Raw genomic sequence first — 26,895 nt, forward strand, 5'->3', positions numbered from 1 at the left:
TTCATACCGTTAAGCTACCCTGCGGGTAAAAGCCAAAACACGCTCATCAGCGACCGGGATCAGGTCTGGATGACTCCAGCCAGTGACCTCTCCCACGCCAATTACTAAAAGTCCGCCGGGGTTCAGCTTGCTGACAAGCTGATTGAGAATGTCCTTACGAAGCCACCGACGAAAATAAATGAGCAGGTTTTGACAGAAAATGACATCCATGCCAGATATGGGTGTTCTACCAAGCTCGAGCACATTCAATCGCGCGCAACACAGGCGAGCTTTCAAAGCGGAAGCTATGGAAAACGTTCCATCTGCATGATTTGAAAAATAGCGATCAAGCAGCGAACTATCTAAATGCTTAACTTTCTCAGAGGCATATATTCCAAGACGAGCGTTGCTCAAAGCATGTGAACTAATGTCTGTAGCAAAGACACCGTAGCGCTCGGATAAACCCGCCTTGCGAAAGGTCTCTGAGGCCGTTATTGCCATTGAGTAAGCTTCTTCTCCACTGGAGCAACCCACACTCCACAAAGACAAGGTTGCCTCGCTGTCCAATTGGATACGCTGACTCAAATAAGCCTCCAACGTCTCGAAGGAAGGAAGGTGGCGAAAAAACTGAGTGAACTGCGTGGTTAAGTGATTCAGCAGATCAGCCCATTCCCTTGCGCCCGTCACTCCCCGTGTTACATATCGATAGTAGTCTGCGTAATCGTTGATACCCAGCGCTCGCATACGGCTCGTCAAATGGGTCTGAAAAAATGGGCGCCTCGCGATGTCGATAACAATCCCGACACGACTCTCAAGCAAATGCTGCCAAGCGATGAATTCGCTTGGCAGCATTTCCATCGAGGGCTGGAAGCTCCAGCCCTGGGGATGCTCGACATTCGTTGCGATAGCGTCCATACCTCTCGCCGCTCCGTACGAGCTATGCACTTAGCTAGGAGACTGATCTTCTGGCAGCTTGAAGCCCGAAACCGAACGTCTCATTTCATTCGCCATCTTCGCCAGGTCTCCAATGCTACGAGCGGTAGCGGTAGTACCGGCAGAGGTTTGCGAAGTAATTTCCTGAATGACATTCATAGTATTCGAGATGTGACCTGCAGATGACGCCTGCTGACGCGCAGCATTGGAGATGTTCTGGATCAGACCTGCCAACGCTCTGGAAACCTTTTCAATTTCCTCGAGCGCCACACCCGCGTCCTGGGCCAGAGAGGCACCGCGAACTACTTCAGAGGTCGTTTGCTCCATGGAAATAACAGCTTCGTTGGTATCGGTCTGAATCGCTTTTACAAGGGCTTCGATCTGCTTGGTTGCGCCAGAGGAACGCTCAGCAAGACGTTGAACTTCATCGGCTACCACGGCGAAGCCGCGACCCGCATCACCGGCCATCGAAGCCTGGATGGCCGCATTAAGGGCCAGAATGTTTGTCTGGTCGGCAATGTCGTTAATCAAGCTAACGATGTCACCGATCTCTTGGGAGGATTCACCCAGTCGCTTGATCCGCTTGGAGGTGTCCTGAATCTGCTCACGGATGTTATCCATGCCCACGATCGTATTATGTACGACCTGGTTGCCCTTGTTTGCAATGGATACAGAGCGCTCTGCTACCGCAGTCGACTCGGAGGCGTTGGCCGATACCTGGTCAATAGAAACTGCCATTTCGTTAACAGCGGCAGAAGCCCCGGCGATTTCCTGCGCCTGGTGCTCGGAAGCCTCCGCTAGATGAATAGCGGTTGACTGAGTTTCCTGAGCAGCTGCCGATACCTGAACCGCTGTCTGGTTAATGGTTTTAACCAGGTCACGCAACTGGTCGATCGAGTAGTTGATCGAGTCAGCAATCGCCCCTGTAAAGTCTTCGGTAACGGTTGCTTCTACGGTCAGGTCACCGTCGGCAAGGTCTGCAATTTCGTCAAGCAAGCGAAGAATCGCAGCCTGGTTACGCTGGTTCTTTTCATTGGTTTCAGCCAGACGCTGACGTGCTTCTTTTACAATGATAAGACCGATTGAAATAATCGATACCAACGCGATAAGGCCCAGAACGTAATTACCGAGGACGTTGATACGTCGCTCAGCCGTTACGTTGCCATAACCTTGCGCCAGATCCGACGCTTTGGTCAAAAGCTGCTGTGAACTGGCAAAAATCTGGTTGGCTGCTTCACGAACGACAAGCAGTTCAGAAGACGTACCGAGAATTTCGTCCACGTTGCCGGAAACGAATTCAAACAGCTCGTTAACCTCATTCAAACGGCTAACAGCTTCGGGGTCAGTCACTTTTGCGATGTTCATCGAAGCGTTGCCTTCAAGCATCGCGTTCAAGACACGGCCAAACATACTGGCATCACGACCGAAACTATCGGCGGCCTGAACAGCAGACTGATCGCCAGCCAGCACCTTGTTAACCGAACCGAGAATACGCTCAGCCAGGAGTGACTGACGTTGCGCGACCGCTACTTGTTCAGCGGGTGCCTTACGCTCCAGCAGGATGTTAACGATCTCATCGTACTCTACCTGCAACTGGGGAATCGTCTGGGCAAGCGTAGTCGCAAGCTGATGCAATGATAGTACGGTCTGCTCACTGGCCGTAATGTCATCCGCACTTTTCCGGACACGATCCCATTCAGCCTGTACCGCTTCCATTTGTGGGGCAACAGACAATGAAGAAGGCGGCAAACCTGCTAGCTCATTACCGTTACGCAAGATATCCCAGCGTCTTTCGAACTCGTTACGAGCCGCCTTAAGCTGATTGAATGCCTCGGGCTTACCTGTTGCAGCCTCACTTGCGTTGGTGGAAATACGCTGTGAGAGAACACGCAACTCACCCGCATGCTCAAGATATTGCTTATCGTGGTTGGCTTGCGTACTGAGATACGCGAAGTTTGCGAAAAGCAGAACAATTGAAATGATCAGCGCGACAAAAAGGCCGGCGACCAAAGGACTCGTTTTCCCCGTACTCGTTTTCTTCATTGCTGGCCCCCGCCTGGACCGGTTTATTGCATATTCCTTTGTGATAAAGCCAATTCATTTGGCCCCACAATCCATTGCCCATGCAATTAGATGGCCAGCTTGACTGGCTCTCGTTCAGCATGGATGTGTCCGCCTGCATGTCTTATACAGAGAAGCGTGGCGATACTGATGTTACGTTGTGCGCTAAGCGGCAACGTTTAAAAACTGCTGGTGTTGAACCAGTGCGTGTGGACTGAAAACCAACCACTCCGATTCCCGGGTAAAAACCCCGTGAATAAAAGCCTCTAGCTTTTCTATCGGCGCAGCGGACTTTTCACTGAAGGAAGTGATTGAAAAATGTTGCATACCAAACACTTCATCGACGATCAGTCCAGCATAAATGTCCTGGTGATCAACAACCAGAACACGGCGCTGAGCACGAACAGACGATGACTCGCCGCCCAGAAATCCATTGAGATCCATCAAGGGAAGCAAGCGTCCGCGAACATTGGCTACACCCTTCACCCAGTTTTTTACGCCAGGTAAAAGGGTATAACGAGGCTCATGGAGAATTTCACTTACCTCCCCCATTGGAGCAACAAACAGACGGCCTCCCATACGGAACCCGACCCCGCTCCATGAGCGCACCACCTCCTGCTGAGCAGGCAATCCCGCCGCCAGGTCCCGGCATCGCTGATCGATCTGAGCGAAAAGGGTATAAGGAGTATGGCTTCCATTCATATGAAGATCCTGCCTTGAATGACCTTAAGCGCTGAGTACACCAGCCAAGGTTTTCAACAATGTGTCTTCATCAATCGGCTTCGTCAGATAATCACGCGCACCTTGACGCTTGCCCCAGACCTTGTCGGTCTCCTGATCCTTGGTCGTCACGATAACGACAGGGATCTGGCTGGTTTCGCTGTCCTTGGTTAACTGACGGGTTGCCTGAAAACCGTTCAGACCGGGCATCACGATGTCCATCAGAACGACATCGGGCTTTTCCTGACGAGCCAAGGCAACGCCATCAGCACCGTTTTCAGCCTTGAGAACCTGATGGCCGTGCTTTTCCAGCATGGCGGTCAGCTTGTACATTTCAGTCGGTGAATCATCGACTATCAAAATTCTAGCCATTTTCGAATCCTACTTGGTCAGTACCACGAACCAGACGCCTCAGGACGTATGCTCGACTGGGGTAAAATTAGGCACATGGTTTTTTATTGCGCCGATCAGCTCTTCTTTGCTGAACGGTTTGGTCAGGTATTGATCGGACCCAACGATCCGACCCTTAGCCTTGTCAAAGAGGCCGTCACGCGAAGAAAGCATGATGACCGGCGTCGATTTGAATGCGCTATTGTTCTTGATAAGCGCACAGGTCTGATAACCGTCCAAACGAGGCATCATGATATCAACGAAAATGATGTTGGGATGGTTATCCGCAATTTTTGCGAGCGCATCGAATCCATCGACGGCAGTAATAACTTCGCAGCCTACTTTCTTGAGAAGCGTCTCGGCGGTTCGACGAATCGTTTTCGAATCATCGATTACCATTACCTTCAGACCTTCGGAGTACTGTTCCATGTTTGCTTTACCACCACATAGGCGAGTTATGACGCCTTTATCAATGCATTCCAGCCCTTTTAAGCTATCGGCTGGAAATCGAATCTTTTTAGCACAGTCTACAGGGTCTATCTATTAACCACCGGACTACCGGTTTTTCTTGATAACTAAGCGCGCTATCGCCACTCTGAGCATTCATCAGTGTCGGCCGATCAGAGCCGTCAAACCGTTTGCTTTGGAGAATCGATCAATGAGCATACGCATCGGGATAGTTATGGATCCCATTGCCCATATTGCCTACAAAAAAGACAGTTCCCTTGCCATGTTGTGGGCTGCTCAGGCGCGTGGATGGACACTACATTACATGGAGATGCAGGACCTGTACCACCTTGACGGCAAATCTCGTGCGCGCTGCCGTTTATTGAAGGTACATCAAAATTCTGAACACTGGTACGACCTGCATGATGAGCTGGACATTCCTCTTGCAGACTTAGACGTCATTCTGATGCGCAAGGATCCACCCTTCGACAATGAGTATGTCTATGCTACTTATATGTTGGAACAGGCAGAGCGGGAAGGATCGTTGATTGTTAACAAGCCCTCCAGCCTTCGCGACTGCAATGAGAAATTTTTTGCCACTTTATTCCCAGAATTGACACCCCCTACACTGGTCAGTCGCCGTGCCGACTTGATTCGGGAATTTGCCCAAACCCATCAGGACGTCATCCTCAAGCCGCTCGATGGAATGGGTGGCTCGTCCATCTTCAGACACCGCGAAGGCGACCCGAACCTGTCAGTCATACTGGAAACGCTGACACAGCACGGAACACAACAGATCATTGCGCAGCGCTACCTACCGGCTATCAAGAGTGGCGACAAGCGTGTACTCATGATCGATGGCGAACCCGTGGAGTACTGCCTTGCCAGAATACCGGCTCAAGGCGAAACCCGAGGCAATCTGGCGGCGGGTGGCCGAGGTGTCGCGCAGCCCTTGTCTGACAGGGACAGAGAAATCGCGGCCAAGGTAGGACCTGAGCTTCGCAAGCGTGGCCTACTGTTTGTAGGGCTGGATGTAATTGGCGAGCATCTGACGGAAATCAACGTGACCAGCCCTACCTGTATTCGGGAAATTGATAACGCCTACGATACCCGCATCGCTGAGCGGCTGATGGATGTCATCGAAAAGAAGGTGGCGATGAGACCTGGACGATAGACATTTGTCCCAACTCTCTTCAGACTTCCTCAAATAGTCATCAACCGGCACGACAGGATCGTCCTGCCGGTTAGCAGTTTTCTCATAGCGTACTCTCAACTACTCATCATGAATGCCGCTATCCCAAATACGCTGCCTGCCGCCTCTGCCGTTCGTCCTGCAGACCGTCTTGGCTTTACCCTCTTTATAGCGGCACTGGTTCATGTCGTTCTGATTTTGGGTTTGGGCTTTTCTATGCCGGAACCTAGTGAAGTTAGCAAGTCCCTTGAGATTACACTCGCCTCATTCAAGAGCGACAAGGCGCCGGAGAAAGCGGATTTTCTGGCCCAGGAAAATCAGCAGGGCAGCGGCACGCTTGATAAGGCACTGGCCCCCAGCACTACAGAAGAGGTGCCATTCAAGGACAGCGAGATAAAGCCTGCCATCAAGCCGACTTCCCCTCGGCAAACCACTGAACCCAAGACCCCCAAGGCCGCCGTCACGACCAAGTCGGCACGTCAGGACAAAGCACCTACTCGGAAAGAAAAACCCGAGCCAGAAGCTGTCGCCCGAGAAACACCTCACTTTGATAATTCTCAGATCTCAAGCGAAATAGCCAGCCTTGAGGCCCAGCTTTCCCAGGAGCGTCAGCAGTACGCCAAGCGGCCAAAGATCTACCGGATCAATGCAGCCTCTACCATGAAGGACAAAGGCGCCTGGTACAAGGAAGACTGGCGCAAGAAGATCGAGCGAGTCGGCAACCTGAACTATCCAGAACAAGCCCGCCGCGAACGACTTTACGGAAGTCTTCGCCTGCTGGTTTCTATCAACCGAGACGGCTCGCTTTACGAGGTTCAAATCCTCGAGTCCTCTGGACAGACCGTGCTTGATCAGGCCGCCCTGCGCATTGTGCGCCTGGCTGCGCCATTTGCACCGTTTAGCGGAGACCTTAGCGATATCGACAGGCTTGAAATCATACGGACATGGCGCTTTGAGCGTGGAGACCGACTCGCCAGCCAATAATGTTGTTGAGTTAGGCTTGAAGCTTCCTACGTGAAGCTAGAAACTAGCAGCATGAACGCTAGCACTCCGCAATACCTCAAAAACCATCTTTTGATCGCCATGCCGCACATGGCGGACTCCAACTTTGCCCAGACGCTCATCTATCTGGTTGAGCACGGCGAGGATGGTGCCATGGGCATTATCATCAACAAGCCCAGCGCATTAAATCTGGAAGATGTTCTGGAACAGCTGCGCCCTGATGAAGCGCCGCCGCTTTCCTCGAGAAGCACTGCCATTTATAACGGCGGACCAGTGCAAGTCGAGCGCGGCTTTGTTCTTCATCCATCCGGCCCGCAATTCCAGGCAACACTGGAGCTGGGTGAGCTGGCACTTTCCACCTCTCAGGACATCTTGTTTTCCATAGCCGATGGCCACGGGCCCGAGCAGCACCTGATTGCCCTGGGCTACGCCGGGTGGGAAGCAGGCCAGCTTGAAGTCGAGCTGGCTGAAAATGCCTGGCTTACCTGCGAGGCCGATCCATCCATTCTGTTCGATGTTCCCAGTGAGCTTCGTTTGAAAGCAGCAGCGGCCCAGCTAGGTATCAACCTATCCTTATTGACCAGCCAATCGGGTCATGCCTGAATGATTTCCTCATTTAAGCTGGTACTGGGATTTGACTACGGCACGCGCCAGATAGGCGTTGCGGTGGGCCAGCCTGTAACAGGCCAAGCTCGAGAGCTATGCATTCTCAAAGCACAAAATGGTGTGCCGGACTGGTCGAAGGTTGAGAGCCTGCTTAAAGAGTGGCAACCCGATGCGCTGGTAGTGGGCCTTCCATTGAATATGGACGGTACGTCTAGCGAGATGAGTACACGTGCGGAGAAATTCGCACGACGCCTCAATGGTCGATTCAATCTACCTGTTTACACCCACGATGAGCGCCTGACCACATACGAAGCCAAGGGTGTACGTCTTGCCCAAGGCCAGCGTGATGGTTACCGTGAACGCCCTGTCGACGCCTTGGCCGCTGCCATGCTCCTTGAAGGCTGGCTTACTGCCCAAGCCGAGACGGTCAAACCCGAGCCTCCGCAGGAGAATGCATGAGCACCCCGAATCCTACCGATCTAATTCCGCAAATGGCGGATCAATTGACTCGCCACCTTGAGCGCAAGGGTATTAGCGAACCCTGCTTGGTGGGAATCCGAACCGGAGGTGTCTGGGTTGCTCAAGCGCTACTGGATGCTCTTCAAAATGAATGGCCTCTAGGCACCCTGGATGTTTCATTCTATCGGGATGACTTTACTCAGAATGGGTTGCATCCACAGGTACAACCCTCTGCCCTCCCCTTTGAAATAGAAGGCAGGCACCTTGTTCTGGTTGACGATGTGCTTATGACCGGGCGCACCATTCGTGCGGCATTGAATGAATTGTTCGATTATGGCCGCCCAGCCAGCGTGACCCTCGTCTGCCTATTGGATCTGGAGGCGCGCGAACTTCCTATTCGCCCCGACATCGTTGGTCAAACGCTTCCCTTGGGTCCGGATGAGCGCATCAAGCTGACAGGGCCTACTCCCCTGGCCTTTGAACGAAAAGCCCTTTCTTCTGCTATTTGACACTCAAGGCTTACCGCCATGACCAACGCTACGCGTTCCTTGCAACTGAATGCCAATGGTCAGTTGCGCCATTTTCTTTCCCTGGATGACTTACCTCGCCCTCTGCTGACCGAACTGCTTGATACGGCAGACTCCTTTCTTGAGGTAGGCGCACGCGCAGTCAAGAAAGTACCCTTGTTGCGCGGCAAAACGGTATGCAATGTTTTCTTTGAAAACTCAACCCGGACTCGAACCACTTTCGAGCTGGCGGCCAAGCGGCTTTCTGCCGATGTCATCACACTGAACGTTTCGACTTCCTCGACCAGCAAAGGCGAAACACTGTTCGATACCTTACGAAACCTGGAAGCTATGGCGGCGGACATGTTCGTAGTCAGACATGCCGACTCCGGCGCTGCACATTTTATTGCTGAGCATGTTTGTCCACAGGTAGCAATCATCAATGGCGGTGACGGCCGTCATGCACACCCCACACAGGGCATGCTCGATATGCTCACCATTCGCCGTCACAAAGGTGATTTCGAAAAACTGTCTGTAGCGATTGTTGGCGACATCCTGCACTCTCGCGTGGCGCGCTCGAATATGCTGGCGCTACGGACTCTGGGATGCCAGGACATCCGCGTCGTCGCACCACGCACACTCCTGCCCATCGGCCTTGAAGATAGTTATGGCGTAAAAACATTTACGGACATGACGGCCGGACTGAAAGATGTGGATGTAGTCATCATGCTGCGTCTTCAACGCGAACGGATGCAGGGTGGGCTACTGCCCAGCGAAGGCGAGTATTACAAGCTATTCGGACTGACCACACAACGCCTGGCTCAGGCTAAACCAGACGCAATTGTCATGCACCCCGGACCGATCAACCGTGGAGTGGAAATAGAGTCGGCCGTCGCTGACGGGAGTCAATCTGTGATTCTCAATCAGGTGACCTACGGCATTGCCGTACGTATGGCTGTTCTATCCATGGCAATGAGCGGGCAAACGGCCCAGCGTCAACTTGAGCAGGAGAATATCTAAGTGACTCTGAGCATTATCAAGGCACGAGTAATAGATCCCGCCACCCGCCTCGATCAAATAACCGATATTCACGTTTCCCAAGGCAATATCATTGCCTTGGGTGAAGCCCCTGTTGGTTTCAAGGCAGAAACTGTAATTGATGCCTCTGGACTGATAGCAGCTCCCGGCCTTGTTGATCTGAATGTGTCGCTCCGCGAACCAGGCCATACCCGAAAAGGCACTATAGAAAGCGAAACGCAGGCAGCGGCAGCAGGTGGTACAACCAGCCTGTGTTGTCCGCCGTCTACCAAGCCCGTACTGGATACTACTGCGGTCACCGAACTCATTTTGGATCGTGCGCAAGCGGCAGGCAAAGCGCGTGTCTTTCCTGTTGGTGCCCTGACAAAAGGGTTGGCCGGAGAGCAACTTGCCGAACTCGTTACCTTGCACAGTGCAGGCTGTGTAGCCTTTACCAATGGGCTGGCCCCCATGGCAGGCATGCGCACGCTTCGGCGAGCACTGGAGTACGCAGCGACCTTTGATTTGAAGGTTATCTTTACGTCTCAGGATGCTGATCTAGCAGAAGGCGGGCTGGCTCATGAGGGCCCTACCGCTAGCTTCCTAGGTCTTGCTGGCATACCAGAGACAGCTGAAACCGTTGCCCTATCCCAAAACCTTCTTCTGGTTGAGCAAAGCGGCGTACGAGCACACTTTAGCCAGCTGACCAGCGCCCGTGGAATCGAGATGATCGCTGAAGCGCAGGCACGGGGGCTCCCTGTCACCGCCGATGTAGCGTTGTATCAACTGTTTCTTACTGATGAACGGCTTGAAGGGTTTTCCAGTTTTTACCATGTGCAGCCGCCTCTTCGCACTGAGCGAGACAGGCAGGCGTTGCGTGAAGCAGTACGAAGCGGCGTAGTACAGGCCATTGCCAGTCATCACCAGCCGCATGAAGAAGATGCGAAGCTTGCGCCTTTCGCAGCCACCGAGCCCGGTATCAGCAGTGCAGAATTGTTGTTACCTCTGACCTTGAAGCTTGTAGAAGAAGGGTTAGTGGATTTATCGACTGCCCTTCACAGGCTAACAAGTGGCCCTGCCTCTGTATTGGATCTGCCTGCCGGTCAGTTATCAGTAGGTACCCCAGCCGATATCGTCCTTTTCTCGCTCGAAGAGCGTACCACCGTAGGCAAGCCCTGGCTTTCACGCGGGCGCAATACGCCATTCATGGACGTAGAGCTGCCAGGAAGGGTTCGCCACACACTGGTTGCAGGCAAGACAACGTATCAGGCCTGAAACCAGCGAACCCGCTGTGTACAGCGGGTTCGCTCATCCCTACCCTAGAATACCGCCTCCTTTCTGCCGATTCTCGATGGAGACCTGATCGTTCAGCGTCCAGAAATCGTACAGCACACCCAACAGGAAAAATCCGCCGGTAAAGAAGTACAGAATGGCCGTAATCCATTTACCCATGTACAACCGATGGACGCCAAAAATGCCTAGAAACGTCAACAGTATCCACGCAATGCTGTAATTGACGCGACCGCCCTGGAACCGCATATCTGCCTCACGATCCATGCTGGGGATCAGGAACAGGTCGATCAGCCAACCAACCCCTAGAAGGCCTAGCGTAAAAAACCAAATGGTGCCGGTAACCGGCTTTCCGTAATAAAAGCGATGAGCACCCAGAAAGCCAAAAATCCACAACAGGTATCCAAGCACTTTGCTATGCGTATCGTTTTGGTACTTCATGACAACCTCAGTCACAGAGCGGTAATGTCTGCTTCATAAGCAAGATTTTTTGATTTCACTGGTCATTCTGCCAGTGATTCCAACTGGTATAGAAACCTTTTGCGACATGAACCGCTGATTTTTGATAAATATCTCGACCGGCGGAGCGGAAATAAAACTATCGATCTGATATAAAGTTGCGCGATTTTGATTATCAGGTCCGTCGACAATGCGCTCTTTACTCATTACCTGGCTATCAGCCTGTTTGGTACTGCCTGTGACGGCAGTCCAGGCCAAAGAAGCCGTTAGTGCTCGCGCTGCCGCTCCGGCTCATGCCAAGTCAGCACCACGTGCCAATAAACCCAAGGCACGTACACAACATGTTTATGCTCCTGCCAAGCCCAAGGCGGGAACCATTGTGCAAGCACATGCTGCCGCTCAGCATGCTGCGGCCAAGGAAAGCACCAAAGTAGTCAACCGCGCAATCGATGTACTAGGGACACCCTACCGTTGGGGCGGCACAACACCTAAGCATGGTTTTGACTGCAGCGGACTCGTGAATTATGTATACCGTGACGTCCAGAATCTTGAGCTACCTCGTACCTCTCAGGAGCTGGCTCGCATGGATGGCATGAAGGTTGGAAAAAAAGATCTAAAACCTGGCGATTTGATCTTTTTCAAGATCCACGGCCGTAACGTTGATCACGTTGCAATCTATATGGGCCATGACCGCTTTATCCATGCACCACGTCGCGGAGAAAGCGTACGGATTGATCATCTTAGCCGCCCCTACTGGAAAACGCGTTTCGCCTCAGCCAAGCGTGTTCTTCCCCAGATGGTCGCCACGAGTGAACAGCAGGTCCGCCCACGTAGTGCGCCTAATCCCCACAAGTCCTAACGATAGCGCTACCGTAAGCCCACCGTTGAGCAGAAGCGGTTGAAGACTTTCTGCAGCCCTTTATACTGTGCACATATACAGTAAAAAGGGCTGCTTCATGGAGTTGACCGACAAACTCATCGTTTTGGCTGACGCCGCCAAATATGACGTGTCATGTGCCAGTAGTGGAGCACCCAAGCGCTCATCCAAGGGTAAGGATGGTCTAGGCGCCACAGATGGCATGGGTATTTGCCACAGCTTTACGCCCGATGGCCGTTGCGTCTCCCTGCTTAAAATCTTACTGACCAACTTTTGCCTCTACGACTGCCAATACTGTGTCAATCGTAGGTCCAGCAATGTCCCCCGCGCCCGTTTCACGCCGGAAGAAGTTGTAAAACTTACGCTCGATTTTTATCGGCGCAATACCATCAGCGGTCTCTTCTTGAGCTCAGGAATTATCCGCTCGGCAGACTATACGATGGAGCAGCTAATCCGAGTGGCCCAGTTACTGCGCGAAGAGCATCAGTTTCGAGGTTATATTCATCTAAAGACTATTCCTGACGCAGATCCCTTACTGATCGCCAAGGCCGGGCTTTATGCCGATAGACTTTCAGTCAATATCGAACTGCCTACCGAATCGGGCCTGACACGTCTTGCCCCTGAAAAGGAGGTTCGCAGCATCAAAAAAGCCATGGGCACGATCCGTCTTGGTCTGGAGGAAACCGCCGCCGAAAAGAATGCGCCACGCTTTGCGCCGGCTGGGCAAAGCACGCAGATGATCGTAGGCGCTGATGCTACTGATGACCGAACCATACTGGATACCGCGCAAACCCTGTACGGCGCCTATCAGCTGAAACGCGTGTACTATTCGGCGTTCAGCCCCATCCCGGATAGTCCGAACTCCGTACCTCTCATACCTCCGCCTTTATTGCGCGAACATCGGCTTTATCAAGCAGATTTTCTTATTAGAGGTTACGGTTTTACGGCTACGGAATTACCAACGGAAGGTGGAAATCTCCCGCTGGATATCGATCCGAAGCTTGCTTGGGCTCTGAGTAACCGTGACACCTTTCCCCTCGATCTCAATCAGGCGGAGCCTGCATTAATTGCCCGGGTTCCAGGCATTGGGATGCTGTCAGCCAAGCGCCTCGTGACATTAAGACAGCAACGGCGTATCCGCTATGCAGATCTCATTCGTCTTCGTTGCAGCCTGGAAAAAGCCAGGCCGTTCATCATTGTTCACGATTACCGTCCCAGCTCCATGCTTGCGGAATCCTTGCACCTTCGTACCCAGCTCAGTGAAAAGTCTGCCCAATTGGCGCTCTGGTGACCATGCTCACTGTTTCCTTTGACGGCTCGTTTGCAGGTTGGCGGCGCGTAGCCAGACAGTTGCTAGAGCAGGACGTAGCGCCCCATGAAATCAGTTGGCAAACCGAGCCTCTATCAAATGATTTGTTTGCTACTGCAGATGCACAGCCATTGGAAACGGCCTCATCAACTATCCGAGTACCCAGGCAACTTGCAGACTTATTGAACTTGGCAGCCTGTTATCGACATCCCCAGCGTTGGGCACTGCTATACCGTGTCCTGTGGCGAGTCGTACGGGGTGATCAAGCAGCGATGCTGGCCGGTGACGAGGATGGTAGCGAATTGCACCGTTGGGCCAAGGCAGTCAGACGAGAAATTCATCATTTACATGCTTTCCTACGCTTTAAACAGCGGGGCGAGCATGTGGGTAACCCCCAATACGTTGCCTGGCATGAACCGGCTCATGATGTGTTGGCGCTGGCCGCTCCACATTTCTGCAACCGGATGGGGAATACCTCCTGGCTGATCGCCACACCGGAGGCAGCCGCATTATGGGATGGAAAGACATTAACGCTCGAGGCCCCCTGCCCTACAGGACTGGAAGCGCTTGCTAAACAGCAACGTGATGATGGCGAGCGCCTCTGGATGGCTTATTACGCAAGCACATTCAATCCCGCCCGAGCCAACCCCAAGGTTATGACGGGACATATGCCCAGGCGATTCTGGAAAGACCTGCCGGAGGGACCGTTGATCCCCACACTGCTTAGCGAGGCGCGCACCGGTACGCAGCGAACGGCCCAAGCGAAAAGCGTAAGCGAACAGACAGGAAAAACGGTACCCGTATCAGCTGCTGAGGTATTACCGGTACGCGAACAACCAAGCACCCTGGAAACCTGCCGTCGCTGTCCGCTCTGGCAGCGCGCCACTCAAGCCGTTCCAGGCGAGGGGCCTCTCAATGCGAGGCTTTTCCTGATAGGCGAGCAGCCCGGCGATCAGGAAGATCTGCAAGGCCGCCCTTTCATGGGGCCGGCTGGGCAGGTGCTTGATCGAGCTATTCGAGAGGCAGGCCTGCAGAGGGAATCGCTCTATCTGACCAATGCCGTCAAGCATTTCAAGTGGACGCCACAGGGACGTCGACGCAAACACGTTACCCCTACCGTTGAGATCGCCCCGTGCCGCCATTGGCTCGAGAACGAGCTGGATACCATCAAGCCGGACGTCATTATTGCATTAGGCGCTACCGCACTGGAGTCCCTGATGCACAGAAAACCAGGCTCATTGAGTGAGTATATGGGTCGTGTTACACAGTGGCAGGGGCGGGGGCTGATCGTCACGTATCACCCATCCTATGTTCTGCGCGTACCCGAGGAGGCCAGGCAGAGACAGGCCCAAGCAGCGCTTACCGCAGCCCTGGTACAGGCCAGGCAGCTACTTGAGCCTTAAAGGTTATCGGAAACGCTTGCTGTCCTCGCCCATATCCAGGGAGAGTCCTTGAGTAATGTTCGTCAAATGATCCGCATCGGTTTCGGAGCCCAGCTTGATCATCAAGCGCAGATCGTTGGCAGAGTCCGCATGCGCTAACGCATCTTCGTAGCTGATCTCACCGTCGCGATACAACTGATACAAGGCCTGATCGAACGTTTGCATGCCCAACTCTGTCGAGCGCTTCATGAGCGGCTTGAGCTCATGCACCTCTCCCTTCCGAATCAGGTCTGCCGCCAACGGCGTGTTGATCAACACTTCGATAACCGCCCTACGGCCTTTACCATCAACCGTGGGAACCAGCTGTTGCGCCACAATGGCCTTGAGGTTCAGCGAAAGGTCCATCCATATCTGCTGATGCCGATCAGCCGGGAAAAAGTGGATGATCCGCTCCAACGCCTGGTTCGCATTGTTAGCGTGTAACGTTGCCAAACACAGATGGCCGGTCTCGGCGAATGCCACCGCATACTCCATGGTTTCCCGAGTACGCACCTCGCCGATCATGATGACATCAGGTGCCTGACGAAGCGTGTTCTTCAGCGCGACCTCAAAAGACTCCGTATCCAGGCCCACTTCCCGCTGCGTCACAATGCAGTTCTGGTGCTGATGAATGTATTCGATAGGATCTTCAATCGAGATGATATGGCCAGTGGAGTTCTTGTTGCGGTGACCAATCATGGCAGCTAGCGACGTGGATTTGCCCGTGCCGGTTGCCCCGACAAACAACACCAGGCCACGCTTAGTCATGGACAGCTTCTTCAATGCCTCGGGCAGACGCAACTGATCAAGCGTAGGGATGTTTACCTCGATACGCCGAAGCACCATGCCCACCAGGTTACGCTGATAGAACGCACTTACCCGAAAACGCCCCACGCCTCTGGAGCTGATCGCAAAATTGCATTCATGCTTTTCGGCGAACTCCGCTCTCTGCTGTTCATTCATGACGCCAAGGACCACTTCCCGAGCCTGATCAGGCGAAAGCGGCTCCTTGGTTACCGGCAGAACACGACCGTTCACCTTCATAGACGGTGGAACACCGGTTGTAATGAACAGATCGGAGCCGCCCTTTTCGACCATCAGCCGCAGCAGCTTTTCGAATTCCATCAGAAGTTCTCCGGAATCTTGGCTTTCTCACGAGCGCTGTCGCGACTGATCAACCCCTTCGCCAGCAGGTTTTTCAGGCACATATCCAGCGTTTGCATTCCAAGACCACCACCTGTCTGGATGGCAGAGTACATCTGCGCCACTTTGTCTTCACGAATGAGATTACGGATCGCAGGCGTCCCGATCATGATTTCATGGGCAGCCACACGGCCCCCGCCGACCTTCTTGACAAGGGTCTGAGAGATAACGGCCTGTAGCGACTCGGACAACATCGAGCGAACCATGGATTTTTCTTCGGCCGGGAAAACGTCCACGATACGGTCGATCGTTTTGGCGGCCGATGTGGTGTGCAGCGTACCAAATACCAAGTGTCCGGTTTCCGCAGCGGTCAACGCCAGCCGGATCGTTTCAAGGTCACGCAACTCACCGACCAGAATGATATCCGGGTCCTCACGCAGAGCAGAGCGCAATGCCTCCGAGAAGCCTAGAGTATCGCGGTGCACTTCCCGCTGGTTGACCAGGCATTTCTTGGACTCGTGAACGAATTCGATCGGGTCTTCGATAGTCAGGATATGGTGATACTTGGTGTTATTCAGGTAATCCAGCATGGCCGCCAGCGTCGTTGACTTGCCGGAGCCTGTAGGACCGGTGACCAACACCAGACCGCGAGGAACATCGGTTATCTTGCGAAACACATCGCCCATTCCCAGCTCTTCCATCGAAAGCACTTTAGAGGGAATAGTACGGAATACGGCGCCTGGCCCACGGTTCTGATTGAAGGCGTTGACACGGAAGCGTGCAATGCCCGGCACCTCGAACGAAAAGTCGGTCTCAAGGAATTCTTCATAATCCTTGCGCTGCTTGTCATTCATGATGTCGTAGATGAGCGCATGCACCTGCTTATCGTTGAAAGCGGGCAGGTTGATGCGTCGAACATCGCCGTCGACACGGATCATGGGTGGCAAACCGGAGGAAAGGTGTAGGTCGGATGCACCCTGTCTGGCACAAAACGCCAGCAGTTCCGTGATATCCATGAAGACTCCCTTAATACAAACAAGCAGGTAGAATGCCGCCTTATCAGCAGCGGTATTTAGAGAACGAGGTTGAATGTCAACGATAGCTGAAAATATCGCAACAGTACGCACCCGTATCCAAGCCGCAGCGCAGGCTTGTGGTCGTGACCCTGAGACCGTTGGTCTACTTGCCGTCAGCAAGACCAAACCGGCATCGGATCTACGCGAAGCGTACAACTGCGGGTTACAACATTTTGGCGAGAACTACCTGCAAGAAGCGATCCAGAAGCAGGAGATGCTGAAAGATCTGCCCTTGACCTGGCATTTCATCGGCCCGATTCAATCCAATAAGACACGCTCGATCGCTAGCCATTTCGATTGGGTGCATTCCGTTGATCGCCTGAAAATCGCCCAGCGGCTTTCCGAGCAACGCCCAGAGGACATGCTCCCGCTCAATATTTGCCTACAGGTCAATATCAGTGGTGAGGCCAGCAAGTCAGGATGTTTGCCAGAAGAACTGCCTGAGCTGGCCCGTGCCGTTGCTCAGCTGCCCAACCTCGTCTTACGTGGGCTGATGGCTATACCAGAAGCCGCTACGGAACCTGAGGCGCAGCATGCTGCCTTTTCATCCCTACGAAAACTCAGCGAGGCGCTGAACCTGAATCTTGATACCCTGTCCATGGGCATGAGCCACGACTTGGAAGCAGCGATTGCCGAGGGCGCGACCTGGGTTCGAATCGGTACAGCACTGTTTGGTGCCAGACATTACAGCGCAACCCCTTCGCCTGCTTCTCATTAAGGAATTTACCTATGAGCGATACCCGCATCGCCTTTATCGGCGCCGGAAATATGGCGGCCAGTCTGATTGGAGGTCTTCTCGCACAGGGACTGCCGGCCAGCTGCATTACTGCAAGCAATCCTGACGCTGCACAACGCTCAGCGCTTGAGTCTGACCATGGGATTCAGACATTCACGTCTAACCTTGAGGCTGCCCAACAGGCTGATGTAATTGTCCTGTCGGTCAAGCCACAGGTCATGAAAAGCGTCTGTGAGGAGCTCTCCAGCGCACTTAACGGCACTCAGCTGATCGTTTCTGTTGCAGCTGGAATCACCTGTGCCAGCCTGACTCAATGGCTAGGCGAGCGTGCCCTGGTGCGCTGCATGCCTAACACCCCGGCACTGCTTCGCCAGGGTGCCAGCGGCCTGTATGCCAACGAGCATGTGTCATCAACCCAGCGCGATCAGGCTGAGCAGTTACTGTCTGCCGTAGGCCTTACCGTCTGGGTAGAAGACGAAAAGCAACTGGATGCCGTAACGGCAGTATCAGGCAGCGGCCCAGCGTATTTCTTCCTGATGATGGAAGCCATGACCCAGGCCGGTGAAGCACTTGGCCTGGACAGGGAGACATCAGCACGGCTGACCCTGCAGACAGCCCTTGGCGCTGCCCAGATGGCCTTGAACAGCGAGGCGTCACCGGCCGAACTGCGCCGCCGCGTCACTTCACTTGGCGGCACTACCGAACAGGCCATCAAGACCTTTCAGGAGGGCGGCTTCGAAGCCCTCGTTCAACAAGCACTTTCAGCGGCTGCACGCCGCTCGGCCGAGCTGGCGGAAGAGCTCGGTAAATAAGGAGTAGTCATGTACGGATTGAATACCGCCCTGATTCTTATTCTGCAAACGCTTGGCAGTCTTTATCTGCTCATTGTTTTGCTGCGCTTCATTCTACAACTCGTGAAGGCAGATTTTTATAATCCCCTGAGTCAATTCATCGTCAAAGCCACACAACCCTTGCTGCGCCCGCTACGCAGAGTCATTCCAGGCTTTGGCGGCATCGATCTGGCATCGCTGGCGCTTGCGGTACTGGTACAGCTGGTTCTCATGGTTCTGCTGCTTCTCCTGACCAACGTTGAAGGCATAAACGGCCTCACCCTGATCACCATGCAATATGGCGTCGGCGGAGCAATTGCCCATCTGTTCATCTGGTCGTTGATTGCCGTGGCGTCCCTGTTTCTCAAGGTCTTTTTCTTCGCCATGATCATCAGCGTGATTCTCTCCTGGGTCGCGCCGGGCAGTTACAACCCCAGTGCCCAGCTTGTAAACCAGATCTGCGAACCTGTGCTGGCGCCTTTCCGCCGCCTTCTGCCCAACCTGGGCGGGCTGGATATCTCGCCCATTTTCGCGTTCATTGCGATCAAATTGATCGACATGCTGGTCATCAACAACCTGGCCATGATGTCAGGTATGCCGTCGGTCCTCGCACCGTTCCTGTAAGCGATGGCCCCATCTGTTCGGTGGGGCCTTTATCGTTAACCATTCACACACTTTGCGTGACCGCCTAGAGAATCCCGTCGGGTCTTGATTGACGCAAGACCCGCCTTACGGCACCGTACCGCCCTTTATTACGCTCATGATGATGACAGGGATGGGGTATGGAGCGTCTGTCTCAGCAAGTCGATGCCTACGCGACTTGGAAGCTTGAACTCATACAGCAGATCAATCGCTACAGCGGCTGGCTTGTTCGTAATCGCCTCAATTCGCAAAGCCTTGATGAAACCCTGGCACGCTGTGTTCAGATCCTGCGCGACGATCACATTACGCTAGCTTTCGCTGGTGAGTTTTCCCGTGGAAAAACCGAACTGATCAATGCCTTGTTCTTTGCCGACTACGGGCAGCGCATGCTGCCGTCCCAGGCTGGCAGAACAACCATGTGCCCTACCGAGCTCTTCTATGATATCAAGGCAGAAGCCCCGTATATTCGGCTTCTACCTATCGAATCACGGCTGGATGACCTCAGTATTGCAGATCTGAGAAGCGATACGGCCCGTTGGCAACAGATTGCACTGGATTACGAACAGCCGGACCTCATGGCAGCTGCGCTCGGAAAGGTCGCCGAAACGCGCCTAGTGCCGGTTGAGCAGGCCATATCCCTTGGATTCGATGCCGAGCAGCTGGACAAGCCCAGCAAGGACGGAATGGTCGAAATCCCGACCTGGCGCCATGCGATCATCAACTTCGATCATCCCTTGCTGCGTCAGGGCCTACGCATACTCGATACGCCAGGCCTCAACGCGCTTGGCAGTGAGCCTGAACTGACACTTTCGATGCTTCCAGCCGCTCAGGCCGTACTGTTTCTGCTCGCGGCCGATACGGGGGTTACAGCCTCCGACCTTCAGCTGTGGGAGCATCACATCAAGCCAACCAGTGACGACGCGGAAGGCTCGCTGTTCGCGGTACTCAACAAGATCGATACCCTCTGGGGCGACCTGAATGGTGACGAATCCGTCGATCAGTCCATCCAGCGCATTCGTGAGGTCAGCGCTCGTCATCTGGGCATTCCCATGACGGATGTACTGCCCTTGTCTGCCAAGCAAGCCTTGCTTGCCAAGGTACGCCATGACACAGCGCTGCTTGAGCGCAGCCAGCTGGCCGCCCTCGAACGCCTGCTCTGTGACCGTATCGTTGGACACAGAGAGCGTTTGCTACAAAGCCGAGTGGTCAATCAGGTGATTTCACTTCTGGCGAGCAGCCATGCGCTTCTGGGCGAACGCTTCGAGGATATGAAGCGGCAACATGCATTACTGGAAAATGCCGCTACCGGCTCGACGCTGGCAGAGCAGATAGAAAAAACACGTGAGGAGCATGCGCTTTATCACAAGCGGCTACTTAACCTGCGCACCACGCAGCGGATGCTTCAGGGGCAGGCCGTCCTACTCAACGATGCCTTGAACCCGGCACGTCTTGAAAGGCACCTGACCGACGTACGCAATAACCTTGCAGGAAGCTGGACCACGCTAGGCATCAGCGAAGCGATCCATCGCTTCTTCCAAAGCGTCGAACACGACATGTTATCCCTTTACTACGAGGGTGAGCGTGCGAACAAGGTTCTTCAGTCGATTTACCAGCGTCACAACGAAGAAAATCCTGGCCATCGCCTGGATGCTCCCCGTCTGCGTGTCAAGGCGCAGATCCGTGCGCTTCGCCAGCTACAGCAGAAGTCGGATCGTTTCCGTCGTCAGATGAAAACGCTGTTTACTGAACAGCGTGTGCTGACTCGCCGGTTCTTTGCAACGCTGGTAAAGGAAGCGGTCTTCGTGCATGAGCAGGCCTGTCGGGAAGCCAAACGCTGGAACGAGGTTGCCCTGCTGCCTCTCATTCAGTTTACCCGCGAGCACAAGCAGTTGCTGGAATCCAATATGCTGGAGCTCAAGGCGCTGACCCAGCAGGCGCTGGATACCCAGCAACAGAAGAGTCGTCTGCAAACCTACTGCGAAACACTGGCAGGTCAGCTTGATGAGGCCAACGATATCTTGCGACAGTTGCGCCGCCCTGCTCCGGCCCAACGCCATGCCAAGGTCGTCGCTCTCCCCGGGGTAAGTGTCGCCTAGCCACATCGGGCCTTTATCCGATGCGGCAAGCACCCTGCTTGCAGGATGCTTGCCGCTTGCGATGGCGCTCTTTAGACTGGCGCCCTCTCACGTATAAGAGCCTTAAATGCCCAGCGTCATACCCCCTGATTCCGTAGGCCTGGTTACGCCTCAGGTCCTTCACTTCTCCGAGCCGCTCCCCTTGGCTTGCGGCAGGTCTTTGGCCGAGTACGATCTGGTCATCGAGACGTATGGAGAGCTCAACGAAAACCGTAGCAATGCCGTGCTCATTTGCCATGCCCTGTCCGGCCATCACCATGCAGCGGGCTACCACAGCATGGACGATCGCAAGCCGGGCTGGTGGGACAGCTGTATCGGTCCAGGAAAGCCCATCGATACCCGCCGGTTCTTTGTCGTCGCACTGAACAACCTGGGCGGCTGTAACGGATCAACAGGCCCAGGCAGCGCCAATCCTGCTACAGGAAAGCCCTACGGCGCCGACTTTCCCGTCATTACCGTGGAAGACTGGGTCAATAGCCAGGCACGTCTGGCTGATGCGCTAGGCATTCAACAATGGGCGGCCGTCGTAGGCGGCAGCATGGGAGGCATGCAGGCCCTGCAATGGACCATCAGCTACCCTGATCGTGTACGTCACTGCATGGCTATCGCCTCGGCGCCCAAACTGTCAGCTCAGAACATTGCGTTTAATGAAGTGGCACGCCAAGCCATTCTGACTGATGAAGAATTCCATGGCGGTCGCTTCTATGAGCAGAACGTCGTACCCAAGCGAGGACTGATGCTGGCCCGCATGGTAGGTCACATCACCTATCTGTCCGATGACGCAATGGGGCAGAAGTTTGGCCGCGAACTCAAGACAGACAAGTTGAACTACGACTTCCACAGTGTGGAATTTCAAGTCGAAAGCTACCTGCGCTATCAGGGCGAAGAATTTTCAGGCCGCTTCGATGCCAATACCTACCTGCTGATGACCAAAGCGCTGGATTACTTTGATCCCGCCAGTGCACACGATGGTGATCTAGCCAGAACGTTTGTGGATGCAAAGGCCGATTTTTGCATCATGTCCTTCACGACAGACTGGCGCTTCTCACCGGCCCGCTCACGCGAGATCGTGGATGCTTTGATTGCAGCGAAAAAGAATGTCAGCTATCTCGACATCGACGCGCCACAAGGGCATGACGCTTTTCTTCTACCGATCCCCCGGTACCTGGAAGCCTTCGTTAGTTATATGAATCGCATTGCTGTATGAGGGCCTGAACGTGCGTGCCGATCTGGATATCATCAAAGACTGGATTCCCGCCGGTAGCCGGGTCCTTGACCTGGGATGTGGTAATGGCGAGCTGCTTGCCTATCTGCAGACAAACAAGCAGGTCACTGGCTATGGCCTTGAGATCAACGACGAAAATATCAAGCAGTGCATTCGCAGAGGCGTAAACGTCCTTGAGCAAGACTTGGATAAGGGGCTAGGGAATTTTGCCAGCAACAGTTTTGACATTGTTGTCATGAGCCAAGCCCTGCAAGCGGTGCATTATCCTGATCGTATTCTCGAGGAAATGCTGCGCGTAGGCAGAGAATGCATCATTACCTTCCCGAATTTTGGTCACTGGCGCTGCCGCTGGTATCTGGCCCGTAACGGGCGAATGCCGGTATCGGAGTTCTTGCCTTATACCTGGTACAACACGCCGAACATCCACTTCTGTACGTTTGAGGATTTCGAGCGTCTGTGCCATGAACTCAAGGTCAAGGTGCTTGACCGGCTGGCCGTTGACCGTCAGCACCGCCACGGCATTGGTAGCCGCCTGTGGCCCAACCTCCTGGGCGAGATCGGTATTTATCGCGTGACGGGCCAGTCGTTGTAAGACAGGTTCGTCACACTGATTCAGATGACGTCATGACCCGCCATCTGAATCACGTACATCGACTTTCCAGATTTCATATCATGCGAACAGGCATTTGCCTGTCTCCGCCTCAAACCAGAGATGACACGACATGATTCAATTGTCCGAGCTGGTGCTGGCCAGCCACAACGCCGGTAAGCTTAAAGAACTTCAAGCCATGCTGGGTAACGCCGTCAAGGTGCGCTCCGTCGGTGAATTCAGTCAGGTCGAACCGGAAGAGACTGGACTTTCCTTTATTGAAAACGCCATTCTCAAAGCGCGTAATGCAGCGCGTGTATCCGGCCTGCCCGCCCTGGCCGATGACTCCGGCCTTGCTGTCGACGCCTTGGGTGGCGCGCCCGGTATCTACTCGGCACGCTATGCAGAAGGACGCGGCGATGCCGCGAACAATGCAAAGCTGCTCAAAGCTCTTGAAAACACTCCTGAAGCCGAGCGTGGCGCTCAGTTTGTCAGTGTGCTGGCCCTGGTTCGCCACGCTGATGACCCACTTCCTATCGTTTGTGAAGGGATCTGGGAGGGACGAATCCTCTTCGAAGCCCGAGGTGAGCATGGCTTTGGGTATGACCCTCTCTTCTGGGTGCCCGAGCGGGACTGCTCGAGCGCAGAGCTGGCACCTGAGGAAAAGAACCGTATCAGCCACCGTGCCCGTGCCATGACTATTCTTCGTGAGCGGCTCGGACTTTGATTCGATCAGCCTCGTTTGAACTGCCGCCCCTGTCGGCCTATATCCATATTCCGTGGTGCGTGCGTAAATGTCCTTATTGCGACTTCAACTCGCACGCAGCGGGGCCTGAGCTACCTGAAGAGGCCTATGTCGATGCCTTGCTGGCAGACTTGGATGCGGACCTTGTCCATGTGCATGGCCGACCACTGACCTCCATCTTTTTTGGAGGTGGCACTCCCAGTCTGTTTTCCGCCAGGGCGCTGGGGCGCTTGCTTGAAGGCGTCGAACGCCGCGTTGCCTTTGCTTCCAATATCGAAATTACCCTTGAGGCTAACCCAGGGACATTCGAACAGGACAAGTTTGCCGCCTACCGGCAGCTCGGCATCAACCGGCTTTCAATTGGCATCCAGAGCTTTCAGGACGCCAAGTTAAAAGCCTTGGGCCGGATCCACGGGCAGAACGAGGCGGTTCGAGCCGCTGAAATGGCACGTCGGGCGGGGTTCGATAACTTCAATTTGGACCTTATGCACGGGTTGCCAGACCAGAGCGTTGCCGATGCGATGGCGGATCTTGAACAGGCGATTGCCCTCGCGCCTACGCATATTTCCTGGTATCAGCTCACCATGGAACCCAATACCGTCTTTTGGAGCCAGCCGCCTGAGCTACCTGAAGACGATATCCTCTGGGATATTCAGGAAGCGGGACAGGCTCGACTTGCCGAAATGGGTTATCGGCAATACGAGACCTCGGCCTATGCCCAGCCTGGATGCCAGGCACGTCACAACCTGAATTACTGGACATTCGGTGATTTCCTTGGAATTGGCGCGGGCGCCCACGCCAAGCTGAGCGCACCTAATGGTCAGATTATTCGCACCTGGAAGACGCGCCTTCCCAAGGACTATCTGGATTCTGCCAAGCACTTCCAGGCCGGTGAGCGTGTACTGACGCCAGCAGAGCTGCCCTTTGAATTCATGATGAATGCCCTGCGTCTGGTAGAAGGCGTTTCAAGTGAGCGGTATACACAGCGAACCGGTCAGCCCTTGGAAAGCCTATCTGGGGCACTGGAAGCGCTACGCGGCAAAGGTCTGCTTGAGAAGGATTCGACCAGGTTGGCCCCCACGTCCCGAGGGCAGCTTTTTTTGAATGATGTGCTGCAGCATTTTCTGTCTGACTAAGGAGACATGACGCTTGGACTACCTACTTAGCCTTATTGCAGAGGCTTCTCGCTGGTGCCGCGGTCATCTGGCCGAGATCGCCTTGGCTCTGATTTCAACCCTGCTGGTAATGTTCGGCACTGAAATCAACAACTGGATGAAGCAGCGCCTGGGCAGTTTGCCTACCTTTGTACGGGTTCCGGTTCTGGCTTCGGCTTCAGTAAGTCTTTACGGCGCGGCAACTACCCACCTGACCCCCTGGGTTGTGAAAGGCTTAGGACAGTTCAACAATTACAGCCTGGCACCCGCCTTGCTGGTCGGTGCTTGTCTGCTGGGTGTTCTAGCCGAGCGACGCTAAGATACGCAGAAAAAAGGCCTGACATCTGTCAGGCCTTTTTTATTATTCGGTACGCTCGAACTTCAAATCCCAGACACCGTGCCCAAGTCGCTCACCTCTACGCTCGAACTTGGTGATGGGTCGCTCTTCGGGACGCGGAACATAGCGCTCATCTGAAGCCTGATTCCGATACCCCGGCGCGACACTCATGACTTCCAGCATGTATTCCGCATAGGGCTCCCAGTCAGTTGCCATATGCAGCACCCCCCCAACCTTGAGCTTGCTACGAATCAGCTCGGCAAACTCAGGCTGAACGATACGACGCTTATGGTGGCGGGCCTTGTGCCATGGGTCCGGGAAAAACAGTAGGACCCGATCCAGGCTTGCATCAGCCACGCACTGGCGAAGCACTTCCAAGGCATCGCAGCTATAGACACGCACATTGGACAATTGCTGTGTCAGAAGGCCGTTCAGCAACGCGCCGACCCCAGGACGGTGGACCTCAACACCAATGAAGTCCTGCTCCGGCGCTGCGGCTGCCATTTCCAGTAGAGAGTGTCCCATACCAAAGCCGATTTCAAAGGTACGAGGCGCTTGGCGACCAAACACAGCGTCGAAATCCTGTAGCCCCGCATCCAGGTCGAGACCGAAGCGGGGCCAGCCTTGGTCAAGCCCCTTTTTTTGACCTTCCGTCATACGTCCCGCACGCATGACAAAACTTTTGATGGTACGCATTGGGCGTGCGGGTGCGTTATCGAATTCCTGATCGCTCATGGCTATTCACAAAGACAGCACGACCCGGCCTGGAGGCCGGGTCGTTAAGGTTAAGGTGGAATGAAACGTCGTGATCAGCTGATCAGACCTTCCAGAGGTGACGAGGCGGAGGCATATAGCTTGCGTGGCATGCGACCTGCCAGATAAGCCATGCGCCCTGCCAGGATGGCGTGCTTCATGGCTTCGCCCATCAGGACAGGATCCTTGGCGTGGGCAATGGCGGTGTTCATCAGGACGGCATCACATCCCAGCTCCATTGCAATGGTGGCATCCGAAGCAGTACCTACACCGGCATCGACCAGAACCGGCACCTTGGCCTCTTCCAGAATGATGCGCAGGTTGTACGGATTGCAGATACCCAGACCGGAACCGATCAGACCGGCCAGCGGCATAACCGCAATACAGCCAATCTCCGCCAACTGACGGGCAATGATAGGGTCATCACTGGTATACACCATGACATCGAACCCATCCTTTACCAAGGTTTCGGCGGCCTTCAAGGTTTCGATGACGTTTGGGAACAACGTTTTCTGATCCGCCAGTACCTCAAGCTTGACCAGTGAGTGCCCATCAAGAAGCTCGCGCGCCAGACGGCAGGTACGCACAGCTTCAACAGCGTCATAGCAGCCAGCCGTATTGGGCAGAATGGTATAGCGATCCGGTGGAATAACATCCAACAGATTAGGCTCACCGGGATTCTGACCGATATTGGTCCGGCGAACCGCAACGGTCACGATTTCGGCCCCCGACGCCTCGATGGCCAGACGGGTTTCTTCCAGGTCCTTATATTTACCGGTGCCCACCAGCAGACGCGACTGGTAAGTGCGTCCGGCCAGGGTAAGCGGTGTATCTTGACGATTGCTGTTCATGGCAGATTCTC

General features: G+C 54.3%; 29 protein-coding genes. 19 read left to right on the top strand and 10 right to left on the bottom strand.

Going from position 1 to position 26,895, the window contains the following annotated elements:
- Positions 1–9: 9 nt before the first annotated feature.
- The 5 genes from JQR90_RS14645 to pilG form a co-directional block, all read right to left on the bottom strand.
- Positions 10–894 (bottom strand): CheR family methyltransferase, encoded by an 885-nt coding sequence (locus JQR90_RS14645; protein WP_010795385.1) that lies wholly within the window; start codon positions 892–894, stop codon positions 10–12.
- Positions 895–924: 30 nt separating this feature from the next.
- A complete protein-coding gene (locus tag JQR90_RS14650) occupies positions 925–2,955 on the bottom strand; it encodes a methyl-accepting chemotaxis protein (protein ID WP_010795386.1) in 2,031 nt (676 codons plus the stop codon).
- A gap of 183 nt (positions 2,956–3,138) precedes the next feature.
- Positions 3,139–3,675, bottom strand: coding sequence for a chemotaxis protein CheW (locus JQR90_RS14655; protein ID WP_010795387.1), 537 nt, complete (start codon positions 3,673–3,675; stop codon positions 3,139–3,141).
- A 24-nt stretch (positions 3,676–3,699) separates the two neighbouring features.
- On the bottom strand, positions 3,700–4,065 hold the full coding sequence (pilH, locus tag JQR90_RS14660) for a twitching motility response regulator PilH (protein WP_010795388.1): 366 nt from the start codon (positions 4,063–4,065) through the stop codon (positions 3,700–3,702).
- A gap of 39 nt (positions 4,066–4,104) precedes the next feature.
- Positions 4,105–4,512 (bottom strand): twitching motility response regulator PilG, encoded by a 408-nt coding sequence (gene pilG, locus JQR90_RS14665; RefSeq protein ID WP_010795389.1) that lies wholly within the window; start codon positions 4,510–4,512, stop codon positions 4,105–4,107.
- Positions 4,513–4,741: 229 nt separating this feature from the next.
- Here pilG and gshB point away from each other — a divergent pair, with 229 nt between their 5' ends.
- From gshB to JQR90_RS14700, 7 genes are all read left to right on the top strand, one after another.
- On the top strand, positions 4,742–5,704 hold the full coding sequence (gshB, locus tag JQR90_RS14670; RefSeq protein WP_010795390.1) for a glutathione synthase: 963 nt from the start codon (positions 4,742–4,744) through the stop codon (positions 5,702–5,704).
- 108 nt (positions 5,705–5,812) lie between these two features.
- Positions 5,813–6,706, top strand: a complete 894-nt coding sequence (locus tag JQR90_RS14675; protein ID WP_019364351.1) for an energy transducer TonB — start codon at positions 5,813–5,815, stop codon at positions 6,704–6,706.
- A 51-nt stretch (positions 6,707–6,757) separates the two neighbouring features.
- Positions 6,758–7,327, top strand: a complete 570-nt coding sequence (locus JQR90_RS14680) for a YqgE/AlgH family protein (RefSeq protein WP_010795392.1) — start codon at positions 6,758–6,760, stop codon at positions 7,325–7,327.
- Positions 7,328–7,789 carry a Holliday junction resolvase RuvX gene (gene ruvX / locus JQR90_RS14685; protein WP_019364349.1) on the top strand — a complete coding sequence of 154 codons (462 nt, stop codon included), beginning with the start codon at positions 7,328–7,330 and terminating at the stop codon, positions 7,787–7,789.
- Positions 7,786–8,298: a bifunctional pyr operon transcriptional regulator/uracil phosphoribosyltransferase PyrR gene (pyrR, locus tag JQR90_RS14690; RefSeq protein ID WP_010795394.1), complete on the top strand. Its 513-nt coding sequence runs from the start codon at positions 7,786–7,788 to the stop codon at positions 8,296–8,298. The genes ruvX and pyrR overlap by 4 nt, the downstream gene beginning before the upstream one ends.
- An 18-nt stretch (positions 8,299–8,316) precedes the next feature.
- Positions 8,317–9,315, top strand: coding sequence for an aspartate carbamoyltransferase catalytic subunit (locus JQR90_RS14695; protein ID WP_019364347.1), 999 nt, complete (start codon positions 8,317–8,319; stop codon positions 9,313–9,315).
- A complete protein-coding gene (locus tag JQR90_RS14700) occupies positions 9,316–10,587 on the top strand; it encodes a dihydroorotase (protein ID WP_434140082.1) in 1,272 nt (423 codons plus the stop codon).
- Between the two features lie 39 nt (positions 10,588–10,626).
- Here the strand turns inward: JQR90_RS14700 and JQR90_RS14705 are convergent, their stop codons facing one another.
- Positions 10,627–11,043, bottom strand: coding sequence for an NINE protein (locus JQR90_RS14705; RefSeq protein WP_010795397.1), 417 nt, complete (start codon positions 11,041–11,043; stop codon positions 10,627–10,629).
- Between the two features lie 208 nt (positions 11,044–11,251).
- On the opposite strand from JQR90_RS14705, the gene JQR90_RS14710 reads away from it, so the two are divergent.
- The 3 genes from JQR90_RS14710 to JQR90_RS14720 all read left to right on the top strand — a co-directional run bounded on the left by JQR90_RS14710 (position 11,252) and on the right by JQR90_RS14720 (position 14,650).
- The gene (locus tag JQR90_RS14710) at positions 11,252–11,920 is read left to right on the top strand and encodes a C40 family peptidase (protein ID WP_010795398.1); all 669 of its coding nucleotides are present in this window, start codon (positions 11,252–11,254) and stop codon (positions 11,918–11,920) included.
- 97 nt (positions 11,921–12,017) lie between these two features.
- Complete coding sequence (locus JQR90_RS14715; RefSeq protein WP_019364345.1) at positions 12,018–13,229, top strand: putative DNA modification/repair radical SAM protein; 1,212 nt, start codon at positions 12,018–12,020, stop codon at positions 13,227–13,229.
- Positions 13,230–13,231: 2 nt separating this feature from the next.
- On the top strand, positions 13,232–14,650 hold the full coding sequence (locus JQR90_RS14720) for a UdgX family uracil-DNA binding protein (RefSeq protein WP_434140785.1): 1,419 nt from the start codon (positions 13,232–13,234) through the stop codon (positions 14,648–14,650).
- A 3-nt stretch (positions 14,651–14,653) separates the two neighbouring features.
- On the opposite strand, the gene JQR90_RS14725 is transcribed toward JQR90_RS14720, so the two are convergent.
- Both JQR90_RS14725 and JQR90_RS14730 read right to left on the bottom strand, forming a co-directional pair.
- Entirely contained in the window at positions 14,654–15,793 is a 1,140-nt protein-coding gene (locus JQR90_RS14725; protein WP_010795401.1) for a PilT/PilU family type 4a pilus ATPase, read from the bottom strand.
- Entirely contained in the window at positions 15,793–16,827 is a 1,035-nt protein-coding gene (locus JQR90_RS14730) for a type IV pilus twitching motility protein PilT (protein ID WP_010795402.1), read from the bottom strand. The genes JQR90_RS14725 and JQR90_RS14730 overlap by 1 nt, the downstream gene beginning before the upstream one ends.
- Positions 16,828–16,900: 73 nt before the next feature.
- On the opposite strand from JQR90_RS14730, the gene JQR90_RS14735 reads away from it, so the two are divergent.
- The 9 genes from JQR90_RS14735 (at position 16,901) to JQR90_RS14775 (ending at position 25,262) form a co-directional block, all read left to right on the top strand.
- On the top strand, positions 16,901–17,605 hold the full coding sequence (locus JQR90_RS14735) for a YggS family pyridoxal phosphate-dependent enzyme (protein WP_434140083.1): 705 nt from the start codon (positions 16,901–16,903) through the stop codon (positions 17,603–17,605).
- Between the two features lie 11 nt (positions 17,606–17,616).
- Positions 17,617–18,435, top strand: a complete 819-nt coding sequence (proC, locus tag JQR90_RS14740) for a pyrroline-5-carboxylate reductase (RefSeq protein ID WP_286787419.1) — start codon at positions 17,617–17,619, stop codon at positions 18,433–18,435.
- A gap of 9 nt (positions 18,436–18,444) precedes the next feature.
- Complete coding sequence (locus JQR90_RS14745) at positions 18,445–19,077, top strand: YggT family protein (RefSeq protein WP_010795405.1); 633 nt, start codon at positions 18,445–18,447, stop codon at positions 19,075–19,077.
- A gap of 158 nt (positions 19,078–19,235) precedes the next feature.
- On the top strand, positions 19,236–21,191 hold the full coding sequence (locus JQR90_RS14750; protein ID WP_074824939.1) for a dynamin family protein: 1,956 nt from the start codon (positions 19,236–19,238) through the stop codon (positions 21,189–21,191).
- Between the two features lie 106 nt (positions 21,192–21,297).
- Positions 21,298–22,437: a homoserine O-succinyltransferase MetX gene (gene metX / locus JQR90_RS14755; RefSeq protein ID WP_434140084.1), complete on the top strand. Its 1,140-nt coding sequence runs from the start codon at positions 21,298–21,300 to the stop codon at positions 22,435–22,437.
- 10 nt (positions 22,438–22,447) lie between these two features.
- The gene (metW, locus tag JQR90_RS14760) at positions 22,448–23,047 is read left to right on the top strand and encodes a methionine biosynthesis protein MetW (protein WP_010795408.1); all 600 of its coding nucleotides are present in this window, start codon (positions 22,448–22,450) and stop codon (positions 23,045–23,047) included.
- 130 nt (positions 23,048–23,177) lie between these two features.
- Complete coding sequence (rdgB, locus tag JQR90_RS14765) at positions 23,178–23,771, top strand: RdgB/HAM1 family non-canonical purine NTP pyrophosphatase (RefSeq protein ID WP_019364339.1); 594 nt, start codon at positions 23,178–23,180, stop codon at positions 23,769–23,771.
- Complete coding sequence (gene hemW, locus JQR90_RS14770; protein ID WP_434140085.1) at positions 23,768–24,925, top strand: radical SAM family heme chaperone HemW; 1,158 nt, start codon at positions 23,768–23,770, stop codon at positions 24,923–24,925. Before rdgB ends, hemW begins: the two co-directional genes overlap by 4 nt.
- A gap of 13 nt (positions 24,926–24,938) precedes the next feature.
- A complete protein-coding gene (locus JQR90_RS14775) occupies positions 24,939–25,262 on the top strand; it encodes a DUF3392 family protein (protein ID WP_122041877.1) in 324 nt (107 codons plus the stop codon).
- 42 nt (positions 25,263–25,304) lie between these two features.
- Here the strand turns inward: JQR90_RS14775 and trmB are convergent, their stop codons facing one another.
- Together trmB and JQR90_RS14785 are read right to left on the bottom strand one after the other, a co-directional pair.
- Positions 25,305–25,976, bottom strand: coding sequence for a tRNA (guanosine(46)-N7)-methyltransferase TrmB (gene trmB, locus JQR90_RS14780; protein ID WP_219653295.1), 672 nt, complete (start codon positions 25,974–25,976; stop codon positions 25,305–25,307).
- A gap of 113 nt (positions 25,977–26,089) precedes the next feature.
- The gene (locus tag JQR90_RS14785; protein ID WP_074824958.1) at positions 26,090–26,884 is read right to left on the bottom strand and encodes a thiazole synthase; all 795 of its coding nucleotides are present in this window, start codon (positions 26,882–26,884) and stop codon (positions 26,090–26,092) included.
- Positions 26,885–26,895 lie beyond the last annotated feature (11 nt).

It is taken from the genome of Pseudomonas sp. JZ114, from assembly GCF_051027705.1.
GTDB lineage: Bacteria > Pseudomonadota > Gammaproteobacteria > Pseudomonadales > Pseudomonadaceae > Chryseomonas > Chryseomonas luteola.